Genomic DNA, 12,011 nt, shown 5'->3' with positions numbered 1-12,011 from the left:
GCTCTCACTGCAAAACAACAACAACATGAAACGACTACACATCATCACTATATTATGCGCCTGCAGCCTTCTGGCGGCCTGCTCTAAAAACTTCCTGGACCGTGCGCCGCTGGATCAATACTCTGATGACACCTACTGGACCACCGAATCGGATGCAGTAAAATTTGCCTCCAGGGTATATGAATTCCTCCCTTCCGCCGACTTTTTTGTTTGCTATGAAGGAATGAGCGACAACGCTTTTTCCAAAACAGCTTCCTGGGGTAATACCCTTCGCAATGCGCAGCTGATTGGCAACAGCACGTTTGTAGCCACTACCGGTAATCTGGGCGACGAATGGAAATACGACCAGGTAAGACATTGCCTCGAATTCCTTGATCATGTGGATAAAGTGCCTGATATGAATGAAGGATTAAAGAAAAGATTAAAGGCAGAAGTAAAGGTATCGCTGGCATACCGTTATTTTATAATGGCTACGCTTTTCAGGGATGTGCCCCTGGTGACGAAAGTATTTGCTACTCCTGCTGAGTCGGATGTGCCGCAGGACAAGAAAGCCCTGGTGATTGCGCAGGCGATCAAATGGCTGGATGAAGCTGCACCGGATTTACCGCCATCTTATACCGGCGACGATAAGGGACGCTTTACACAAGGCGCCGCCTGGGGACTGAAAGCCCGTGTGCTTTTATATACCGGCGACTATGCAGGTGCTGCCACTGAAGCAAAGAAAGTGATCGACAGCAAAGTGTATTCCCTGTACCCGGATTATTATAACCTGTTTCAGCAGGAAGGAGATTATTCCTCCGAAAGCATGATCAGCTATATCCATGTAAAGGAGTTACGCCCGAATGGCTTGCGTGATATTGCCGGTGTGAACTCTGTTTCAGGAGGTACGCTTTACCTGAATCCTTTGCCTTCGCTGGTAGATGATTATGAAAGCGCTGCCGGTTATTATCCTTATACCAAAGATCCTGCGTATGATGCACATGCACCGTGGAAGAACCGCGACCCGCGTTTAAACGCCACTATTTATTATCCCGGCAGCACGCTGGCAAATGATAAAATGTACGATCCTATTAACAGTGCGCTGGATAAAATAGGCGGCGATAAAGCCACCTATACGGGTTATGCGTTTAAGAAGATCTTCGATAAAACAGAGCTGGAGTCCCGCGATAATGGCGGCAACGACTGGAAGATCCTCCGGTATGCAGAAGTGCTGCTTACGTATGCAGAAGCTGCGAATGAAACCTCCGGACCATCTGCAGATATTATTAATGCGCTGAATGAAATCAGGCGTCGTGCCGGTATGCCCGATGTAGCCGCCACTTTCGCGCTCAACGGGTGGAGTATGAGCAAGGAAACGCTGCGTACTTTTATCCGTCATGAGCGCCGGATAGAGCTGGCTGGTGAAGGACACCGCTACTTCGATATTTTGCGCTGGAGAATTGGGCAGCAGGTATTGAACGGACCTATTTATACGATAGATGCGTCTGCCGGGCTAACAGATATTCCTGCTACCGGTGGTAAAACCAATAAGTATCCTAAAACAAAGCTGGAAGACAGGCATTTCACTACGGATAAATTTTATGTATGGCCTATACCACAGGGCATACTGGATCAGGGCCGCAAATTGGTGCAACAACCTGAATGGAAGTAAGTACGTTTTATTCTTTTATATTTTAACTCATTAGCTTGTGAAAAAGAATCAGGTTATCAGCCTTCTGGCGGCGGTACTGTTACTCGTGACGGGGCGGGCCGGCGCCCAGCAAACACCGTCGCTGCCTGCGTTGCAGCAGCAGTTTGTGGATCTGCGTTTCGGTATGTTCATCCATTTCAATATTCCTACTTTTATGGATGATGACTGGGCCGATCCGGAAGCATCCCCGGCGATTTTTAATCCGAAGAAACTGGATTGTAATCAATGGGCGGCGGCGGCCAAATCAGCAAACATGTCTTATGGTTGTTTAACCACTAAGCATCACAGCGGTTTTGCCATCTGGGATACCAAAACCACTCCTTATAATGTGATGAACAGTCCGTTGAAAAGAGATGTGGTAAAGGAATACACCACTGCTTTCCGTGCGAAAGGACTGAAAGTGATGTTGTACTATTCTATCCTGGATACGCATCATAAAATCAGGCCGGGGCAAATTACAAAAGAACATATTAAGATGATCAAGGCGCAGCTCACCGAGTTGCTCACCAACTACGGCGAAATTACCGCGTTGATCATTGATGGCTGGGACGCGCCGTGGTCGAGGATTTCCTACGATGATGTTCCATTTGAGGAAATTTATGGCCTCATCAAAAGACTGCAGCCTAAGTGCCTGGTGATGGATCTGAACGCTGCGAAGTATCCTGCGGAGGCGTTGTTTTATACAGATATCAAATCGTATGAGCAGGGTGCTGGTCAGCATATCTCTACTGATAACAACCGCTTGCCGGCGTTATCCTGTTTGCCTATTAACACGGCGTGGTTCTGGAAAGCTGATTTCCCTGCTACACCGGTGAAGAGCGTGGACCAGTTGGTAAATGAAAACATCGTTCCTTTTGGTAAAGCGTGGTGTAATTTTATTTTAAATGTAGCGCCTAACCGGGATGGCTTAATCGACAACAATGCGCTGGAAGCATTAAAGCAGGTAGGAAAACAGTGGAAGAACGACGGACCGGTAGCGGCATTACCTGCGTATGCATCTCCCATTATTTCTCCCAACATTGCCAAACACCAGGCGGCCAATTCCAGCTGGAGCAGCGATATGAACATCATGGATTTTGCGAACGATGATAGTTTCAGAAGTACGTGGCAGTCGAACCGCGCGGTAAAGCAGCCCTGGTTTGAAGTGGAATTTGACAAACAGCAGGGTTTTAACATGATTGTGATTACAGAAGACAAAGCGCGTATTAAACAATACAGGCTGGAGTATAATGAGAACGGGGAGTGGAAGCCACTGCCATCAGCAGGGGAGAATGCGGGGCGTGTGAGGATTCACCGTTTTCCGCGTGTATGGGGTAATAAAGTGAGGATACTGATAGACGATTACACTGAAACGCCCGCGATTGCAGAGTTTGGCGTGTATAACGAGAAACGGTAACCATTGATTTTATCCGCAGACTTTGTTCCCGGAGATAGTTTCCAGGAACAAAGTCTGCGGATTTTTTATTTTTTCTCTTCATGATATTCCTGTTCTGTGTTGATAGACCAGATATTTGATTTGGTAACGATGCCGTTGGCGATATTATCTACCGCTACCATTGCGGTGAGCATAGAGTGATCGGAGTTATTGTATTTGTGCATACCGTTACGGCCAACCAGGAACAGGTTTTCGAAGGTATCTATATAGCTTTTCAGTTCTTCAAAGCGGGCATAGGTGCCCCAATAGGCGGGGTATGTTTTTTCCATTCTGAGCACGGTGGCGTCCAGCACATCTGCTTGTTGCGCCAGTCCTATTTTACAGAGTTCCGTGATGGCGGTTTGCCGGATTTGTTCATCTGTCAGTTCCCAGAAATCATCTCCTTTATTGCAGAAGTATTCCATGCCCACCCAGGTAGTGCCGGGGTCTTTCACCATGTAGGGGCTCCAGTTATTGAATAGTTGCAGTCGTCCTACTTTCACATCTTTTTCCTGGATGTAGATCCAGGTGTCTTTCAGTTCCAGTGGTTTGTGTTCACCGGTTTTTTTATCTTCGAAGCTGAGGCTTTTTAGTAAGATGCCGATGGTGATAAAGTCGCGGTAATGCAGTCCGGCGGCGATTTCCCGGACATTGCCCGGTACATTTGCTTCCAGGTCGGCTACCAGTTCTTTGATGGGCATGGTAGAGAAGAAGTAGTCGCCTTCCAGCAGCACTACTTCGCCGGTGGTGCGGTCCAGCGCTTCGATGGCGGTGATTTGATTACCGGAGGTATGGATCTTTTTTACATCGTGTTGCATTAATATGGTGCCGCCTTTGTTGATTACCTGGTGGGCTACTTCTTCCCATAGCTGGCCGGGGCCGTGTTTAGGGTACAGGAATTGTTCGATCAGGCTGGTTTCCACATTTTTTTGTTTGAGGTCTTTTGGCTTCCCTGCTTCGATGGCGGATTTTACCGCGTGTGAAATAGCTTTACCGATAGAGATGCCTTTGATCCTTTGTGCGCCCCATTCTGCAGAAATGGCTTTACAGGAAACGCCCCATACTTTTTCTGTATAGTCTTTGAAGAAGAGGTGGTAAAGGGTAAGTCCAAAACGGTTTACCATGAAGTCTTCCAGCGACTTTTCATTTTTCCTGGGGAAGATCTGCGCCCACAGGTACGACACCATAATACTAATGGTAGTGGAGAAGCCCAGTTTGCGGAGGGTATCTACCGATAGCTGAATGGGGTAGGTAAAGAATTTGTGCAGGAAGTAGATGCGCGACAGGCGTTTTCTCACCAGCATGATGAGGTCGGGATCGGGCGCTACGAGGGTATCCGTGTTATTGTTGTTGCGGGTAGCTTTTATTTCTTTTGTTTTTTGCTGGTAGCTGATAGAGAATATTTCTGCGGCTTCTTTATCCAGCGGCATCATGTTCATCCACCAGTCCATTACGCGGTCTGATTTGGAGAAGAAGCGGTGGCCTCCGATATCGATACGGTTGCCTTTATAGTTTACAGTTTTGGAGATCCCGCCGATATCTGTGCTTTTCTCCAGTACAATAGGGGTGATACTGGTGCGCTGTAGTAGTTCATAGGCGGCAGTGAGCCCTGCAGGGCCGGCGCCAATGATGATAGCTTTCTTTTGCATGAGCGAATGAGGTTATTGAATAAATGGTTCTGAGGTGAGCTGTTGTGCAATTAACTGTTGGAAACGGCCTGCCGGAGAGGCATTCCCCGGGCAAAAAAATGGTGGAAGCTGTTAGTCAGTGGCATAGTAGAAAAATGGTTTTACTCCAGGTATTTCCGGGCAAGGGAATTACCTGTTTTTTTGAGGGTGTATATAAATATGGGTTAGCAGCAGATAATGAAGGCTGCCCGCACTATACAAGTATAGACGATGTTACTGAAATGCGACGGCAGCAATAAAGGTTAGCGGTTCAGAATTTCCATTTATAAAAATTGAGGGGAGCGTGTTTTCCTTCGCTGATGGTAACATAGCCGCTATTGTCTGGCAGGATGGTGATGCCTTCACCTTGTTTTTCGATTACGTAGGGGAGTTCTTTTGCAGGTTTTGACATGGCCTGTTCCACGCTTTCGTTGGTATTGCGGTGCCAGTAGTAAACGGTGGTGAGGGTTTTAATCACGATGTGGTGTCCGTCTTTGGAAATATCGCCGGAGGTGACCCAGGTGTAGGGGAGTTTTATTAATTTCTCCAGGGTGGCTTTATCGCCGTCTTTGAAGAACAGCTGGTCGGTTTTATACAGGCTTATTTCTTTTTCTCTTTTGCTGAGGATATAGATTTGTTTGCTGATGGGATCAATCATGAGCGACTCTGCATCGCGGGGGCTGTTGGGGTAGTGGAGTTTGAGCACATCAGGGGTTATTTCCAGGTGTGCAGCGGGGAGTTTATCCGGCTCCTGGAAGCGGTAAATGCGGATATGATCCCGTTCGCCGGAGTTATCGCCGATATCACCCACGTATACATACTGCTTGCCTTTTTCCGGTCCGATACCTTCCGCAATATCTTCCCAGTCGCGGTTCCCTGCGCCGGTGAGTTTCACAGTGCTGATCAGCGCTGCTTTACTGTTGAGCAGGTATACTTCGGGTTTATTGCCGCTGTCGTTGTGTGTCCAGTAGCAGCCTTTCAGGGTGGTGCTGGAGGCGATGCCGGAGGCTTCTCTGATTTTGTCGGTAGACAGGGCGCCGAGTGCCACCGGGGCAACGGTTTGTGCCAGCGTGGTGACGGAGGACAGGAGCATGAGTATATAGATGGTGATATAACGCATGCGTTAAATTACGGAAAAGTGTGGAATTAATAAGTGTATACGTATGAGTTACTCAGGAATGGCTTAGGAATCGCTGTACAGTGGCTTAGGACATACAGTATCCATGCAGGGGAGGTGGACTTGAAGCGGAGGTTGTCTTCACCAGGATCAGGATGATTTTACGGATTGCTTTTTTTGATTTTTTTTGATTGTGAGGGATTTTTTGGAAGATGATTGATCGTTGAACGGGTGACTTTTGGTTTTTTATGGCTTTTTATTGTTGATGTGATACCGTGGCGCATGGCGACTCACGGGAGCGATGGCTCCGGGGTTTTAGAGATGATATTTTGTTGATTGTTTTACGCAGAGGGAGAACTCATTCCCGTTGCCACTTATTGGCGGTGCGCACTACCGGTGATCCTGGTGTTTTCGCGGGTCTGTAAGGTAATACTTTCCTGACATCCGGTATATGTTGTTTCCTTTTTGCGGCTTCCTTTTTGGTTGCCGGTGTAGCGACGAACATGATATCGGCGGCCATGAAGCGGCGGTCTCCAACAGGATCGGTTCCTTTCCAGGCGGTTACCTGCAATACTACCAGCAGCGTTCCTTTTCCGGGCACGGATGCGTTCAGTTCTGCTCCATTGAAGGGGGCGTTCAGATCCACCTTTATGGTAGTGGAATGCTGTTTAATGATCCGCCGTTCCACGAAGCTGATGCGTGTAGTCATCACCGTTATTTCCAGGTGCGTAATGGCGCCCTGCGGCGATAATGTTTGAGCCGGTATTTTTAATGTACCGTTTTGCATCACCGGTTGCAGCCAGAAGAATTTATCGATCCCGGTGTGTTTATTGAACCGGAAGCCTTCGAGGTGTTTCCACTGGTCTTTCCCCGCGGTGATCAATACTTTGTTGAGGCGGTTCACGAGGGAGCCGTCGCAGTTAATTTCCAGCTGAGGCGTAATAGCCTGCCGGATGAGTTTTGCCTTCCTGCTGGCGATCCCGAAATTGCGGGATGCCTGCCGGGTAGCGGCAGTTTGTTTTACAGTGACCGGCATGGTGCGTACAAAATAGCTCCCATTTCTCCGGTAACCGATCACATTATCCAACTTACCGGTGAATTGGAATAACCCAGTTTGTTTTGCCATAGCGATTTGTTTTTACTGAAAATACGAAGAAATGGCGAGATGTGAGCTTTCCCGTGCTATTGACATTAAGAGATTAATGCGCTATTTTGTATAATATATCTTAACCAAAATCTAACCTCTATTCAATGAAAAAACTCCTCGCTATCCTATTGGTGTACTGTGCCATATCCTTACCCTCCATCGCGCAAACGGGTATTATTACCGGTAAGGTAACAGGTGAAAAAGGTGAAAGCCTGCCTGGTGTGAGCGTACAGATCAAAAACACTAATAAAGGTACTTCAACAGACACCGATGGAAACTTCCGGCTGGATGCCGGCAATACCGATGTAATACTGATTTTCCGCCTGGTAGGGTACCTCACAACAGAAGTAAATACCAGTGGGAAAAGCAGCATCACCGTTACACTAAAACAGGACACCCGGAACCTGGATCAGGTGGTGGTTACTGCGTTGGGCATCTCCCGGAAAGAAAGAGCAGTAGGTTACTCGGTGCAGGAAGTAAAAGGGAGTAACCTTACGCTTACGAAAGAACAGAATGTGCTGGGCTCCCTGGCGGGTAAAATAGCGGGTGTGCAGGTGGTAGGTTCATCCGGGGCGAGTATGGGCGGTACGCAGAAAATAAAGCTTCGCGGCATCAACTCTATCAACGGGCAGGAAGAGCCGCTGATAGTAGTGGATGGAACGCCTATTTCGAATAATAACTTTGCCGGCAGAAACGGTCCGGATCTGGGAAACCTGGCGCAGGACGTTAACCCGGAGGATATTGAATCCGTGAATGTGCTGAAAGGCCCGGCTGCTTCCGCGTTATATGGATTGAGAGGACAGTATGGTGTGATCCTGATCACCACGCGGCAAGGCGGTCGTAAAGGAAACAGGAAAGTGGCGGTGGATGTTAACTCCGCTTTTTCCGTTGAGAAAGCAGGCAATTTTATGCCGTTGCAAAATATTTATGGGGCCGGTAGCAGTCAGCAGTTCAGTACTATTACCGTGAACGGGCAATCGCAGTTACTGGCGTCCGGTACCGATGAAAGCTGGGGCCCGAAAATGGATGGCACACCCGTACGGCAAATGTATAGTTTCTATCCTGCTGATCCTGACTATGGCAAGCTGACGCCTTTTAGTCCGCATCCCGATAATATCAAGGATTATTTTGTAACGGGTACTACTTTTAATAACAACATCAGTATGTCTGGCGGTGGTGAGAATACCACCTTCCGGCTGTCGTTCAATCATACTGATATCAAGGGTATTGAGCCCAATACCTATCTCAAAAGAAATAATCTCGGCTTTAACGGCTCGCTGAATCTGACGCCGAAATTAACGGTATCTACCAGCTTCAATTATGCCAACAATAAAGGCCAGCGCCCGGCCCAGGGCTACTACCAGGGTTCGCGTAACTTTTATCAGTGGTTTGAACGGTCGCTGGATATGAACCGGCTAAAGCAATATAAATATCCTGATGGTACTTTTTATCACTGGAATCATGAAGATATTGATGATCCTGATTTTCTGAAGAAGCCGGGCAGCGACTGGAACAACCCTTACTTTGAAGCATATGAAAATCTTAATCACGATACACGCGACCGCTTCTTTGGTAATGTGGGTCTGAGCTATGATGTACTGCCGGGACTGAAAGTAAGCGGCGCCGTGAGAGGGGATATGTATACGCAGAGCATTGATCAGCGTAAAGCTTATGGTGGCAGGGATATCAACGAATATTATGAAGCGAAATTTGAGAATAAGGAGATGAACTACGAGATACTGGCCCAGTATAATAAAGCGTTTGATAAACTGAGTTTGAATGCCAATGTGGGCGGTAACCTGCTTACGCAGCGGTATAACGGCATCCAGGGCAGAACGCAGGGCGGTTTATCTGTTGTTAATTTCTATAATCTTTCTGCTTCCATCGACCGGCCAAATGTATCCAACTATCTCCGGAGAAAGGAAGTGCGCAGTGCGTTTGCAGCTGTTTCACTGGGTTATGATAATATTTATTACCTCGATGCTACCGTGCGTAATGATATCTCCTCCGCACTGCCGGCGGGTAATAATTCTTACTGGTATCCATCTGTATCTTTTAGTATGGTGTTTAGTGAGCTGCTGAAGTGGGAGCCGCTTTCCTATGGAAAAGTGCGCCTCAGTTTTGCGAAGGCGGGATCAGATCTTGATCCTTACCAGATCTACGAATCGTATATACTGGAAACGCCGTATAAAGGACGTGATGATAATACTTATTTGCCCATGCATCTGCCCACCACGCTCAATAACCCGGGGATCAGGCCATCGTTGGGTAATTCCTTTGAAACAGGTTTGGATCTGAAGGTGCTGAATAACCGTTTAGGGCTTGCCTTTACCTATTACAACCAGCAGAATATTGACCAGGTGCTGAGTATCCCTGTATCAGGCGCTATTGGCTATGAGAATACGATTATTAATGCCGGGAAGATCCAGAACAAAGGTGTGGAGCTTAGTTTGAATGGCACACCGGTACAAACAAAATTCTTTAACTGGAACTCTACGCTGAATGTGAGCAGGAACAGGAGCCTGGTGAAGGAATTGTATCCGGGCATTAACACCCTGCAGCTGGATGTGAATACGTATTCAAGAGTGAGCGTTTACCTGAATGCCGATGTAAACGCTGCTTTCGGCACGCTGGTAGGGAATGCTTACCGTCGTGATACTAAAACGGGCAAGATACTACTGGATGCAGCCAATTTGCCGATGTTTGAAGAGAACCACAACTTTGGCAGCGTGGTGCCTGATTTCACCGGGGGCTGGCTGAATACGTTCCGTATTGGCCGGTTCGATGTATCAGCGATGATCGATTTTCAATCCGGCGGGCAATTTTTCAGCTGGACAAAAATGCTGAGTGTTAAGTCGGGGCAGGCTGAAGAAACAGCGGCCATTAATGATAAAGGGAAGAATGTACGCGATCCGCTGGCAGATGGCGGCGGCGTGAAAGTAAATGGTATATCCAGCGTAACAGGAGCCGAAGTAACTGCTTATGTAGATGCAAAATCTTATTACCGTACGGTGCTTGGCACATCGGTATATGAAGAATGGTTGTATGATGCCAGTTATATTAAGATGCGGGAACTTCGTGTAGGCTATACCTTTACCCGTGAGGTGCATAAGAAGATGCCTTTCAACAGTATCAATGTAGCGCTTATTGCGCGTAATCCTTTTATGATATACCAGCAGGCGCCCAAAGGGCTTGATCCTTCCGAACTGTCTACGGGACGGTCGGCTATCAGCTGGCTGGAAACAGGACAATTAGCCACCACCCGTTCGTTTGGTATCAATCTTAACATTTCTCTGTAAACCAGTCTACCATGAAAAAGCTATTATATATCATTATCGTACTTGCGTTTACGTTAGTATCCTGCACCAAGTTTTCTGACAGCATTAACCGCGATCCGAATCAGCCGGATACTTTTTCCAATCTCAAGCTGCTTACCTATGCCATCCTGAGAATGGATACCACCACGGCTACTCCTTATGGATTGTTGTATGTGCAGCATCTTTCCGAAAAAGTATATACAGATGCCTCCCGTTATATCAACATCTCCTTTGAATTTTCCAGTTTTTATGCCGATGCGCTGATGAACCTGAACAAGATCATCAACACTGTTCATTTTAATGAAGATGAAGGATCAGCCAATAACCAGAAAGCAGTAGCCAGGATACTCCGGGCTTACTTCTTCTGGTACATCACCGACCGCTGGGGAGATGTGCCTTACAAAGAGGCATTGCAGGGACGGGATAAAATAAATCCCGCTTACGACCGCCAGAAAGATATTTATACAGACCTGTTTAAAGAACTAACCGAAGCCGCCGCCCAGCTGGAAGACAGCAAAACAGCCGCCGCAGGCGATGTGCTGTATTATGGCGATATCAGTAAATGGAAACGGCTGGCAGGCACCCTGCATGCACTCATGGCATTACGACTGTCGAAAGTAGACCCCGCCTGGGGCAAGCGTGAATTTGCCGCCGCATTAACCGATGGCATCTTTACCAGTAACGACGACAATGCCATTTCGCAGCACCTCGGAGAAGCAGCCTACCAGAACTACTGGTACTACGTGTATTCCGTGCAGGGCCGCAGATGGTACTGCATCAGCAAGCCACTCGTAGATTATATGAAGCCACTGGGCGATCCCCGTCTGAAAGTATATGCAGGCACCACCGGCAGCGGCGATTATGTAGGCATGCCTTACGGTTTGCAGGGAAACCAGGCGCAGAATATCCCCGCAAGCAGTGTATCCTTCCAGGGAACGGCTATACGTAAACAGGATGCCACCGTTTACCTGGTGACATACGCACAGGCACTGTTTGCCCGCGCAGAAGCCGCGAAGCTGGGATGGATCAGCGGCGGCGATGCGGCAGCATTGCTCGATTACAATGCCGCTGTTACCGCATCTATTAATCAGTGGACGGGCTCCTCCAATGGTGTTACCGCTTACCTTGCCCGCCCGGAAGTAGCTTATAGTGCCGCTACCGCCATTAAACAGATTGCTTACCAACGTTGGGTACATCTGTATATGAACGGTTATGAAGCATGGGCAGAATGGAGAAGAACAGGCTATCCTGAGTTAACGCCTGCGCCGGATAATAATAATACACCTATTCCCCGGAGGCAGGGATACCCGCTTTCAGAGCATAATGTGAATACGAAGAGTGTGGATGATGCGGTTGCTGCGCAGCCGGGGTTGCATGGCAAGGATGATTTGACGGGGAGAGTGTGGTGGGATGTGGAGAGGTAGGGGGAAGGTTTTGGAATATGCCTGCGGATAATAATTCCCTTATTCGCCGCAAAATGTGCGGCGAATAAATTGTAAAAATATGCGTTGGTTCATTTATGGTTTGGTTATAGGATGGGGGGTGTTAATGACAGCCTTATTTTCCGGTATAAAAGAACAGGGTTTCTCAATATTATTGAGAAACCCTGTTCTTTTGGAATTTGGTGATGAGTGCATGTTATGCACCTGTATCAATGTC

7 protein-coding genes are annotated in these 12,011 nt (G+C 47.7%); 4 read left to right on the top strand and 3 right to left on the bottom strand.

Going from position 1 to position 12,011, the window contains the following annotated elements; genetic code table 11:
• The first annotated feature begins 25 nt into the window (after positions 1–25).
• Positions 26–1,651, top strand: a complete 1,626-nt coding sequence (locus B5Z18_RS16655) for a RagB/SusD family nutrient uptake outer membrane protein (protein WP_159454330.1) — start codon at positions 26–28, stop codon at positions 1,649–1,651.
• A 37-nt stretch (positions 1,652–1,688) separates the two neighbouring features.
• Positions 1,689–3,086, top strand: a complete 1,398-nt coding sequence (locus B5Z18_RS16650; RefSeq protein WP_079470615.1) for an alpha-L-fucosidase — start codon at positions 1,689–1,691, stop codon at positions 3,084–3,086.
• A gap of 65 nt (positions 3,087–3,151) precedes the next feature.
• Here B5Z18_RS16650 and B5Z18_RS16645 read toward each other — a convergent pair whose 3' ends face one another.
• The 3 genes from B5Z18_RS16645 to B5Z18_RS16630 all read right to left on the bottom strand — a co-directional run bounded on the left by B5Z18_RS16645 (position 3,152) and on the right by B5Z18_RS16630 (position 7,014).
• The gene (locus B5Z18_RS16645; protein ID WP_079470614.1) at positions 3,152–4,753 is read right to left on the bottom strand and encodes an NAD(P)/FAD-dependent oxidoreductase; all 1,602 of its coding nucleotides are present in this window, start codon (positions 4,751–4,753) and stop codon (positions 3,152–3,154) included.
• A gap of 289 nt (positions 4,754–5,042) precedes the next feature.
• Positions 5,043–5,891, bottom strand: coding sequence for a hypothetical protein (locus tag B5Z18_RS16635; protein ID WP_079470612.1), 849 nt, complete (start codon positions 5,889–5,891; stop codon positions 5,043–5,045).
• 355 nt (positions 5,892–6,246) lie between these two features.
• Positions 6,247–7,014, bottom strand: a complete 768-nt coding sequence (locus B5Z18_RS16630; RefSeq protein ID WP_079470611.1) for a hypothetical protein — start codon at positions 7,012–7,014, stop codon at positions 6,247–6,249.
• A 125-nt stretch (positions 7,015–7,139) separates the two neighbouring features.
• Between B5Z18_RS16630 and B5Z18_RS16625 the strand changes: the two genes are divergently transcribed.
• Both B5Z18_RS16625 and B5Z18_RS16620 read left to right on the top strand, forming a co-directional pair.
• Positions 7,140–10,334 (top strand): SusC/RagA family TonB-linked outer membrane protein, encoded by a 3,195-nt coding sequence (locus B5Z18_RS16625; protein ID WP_079470610.1) that lies wholly within the window; start codon positions 7,140–7,142, stop codon positions 10,332–10,334.
• Between the two features lie 11 nt (positions 10,335–10,345).
• Entirely contained in the window at positions 10,346–11,776 is a 1,431-nt protein-coding gene (locus B5Z18_RS16620) for a SusD/RagB family nutrient-binding outer membrane lipoprotein (protein WP_079470609.1), read from the top strand.
• The last annotated feature ends 235 nt before the right edge of the window (positions 11,777–12,011 follow it).

The organism is Chitinophaga ginsengisegetis, assembly GCF_900168065.1.
Lineage (GTDB): Bacteria > Bacteroidota > Bacteroidia > Chitinophagales > Chitinophagaceae > Chitinophaga > Chitinophaga ginsengisegetis.
This window is presented reverse-complemented; position numbering and strand designations above follow the sequence as displayed.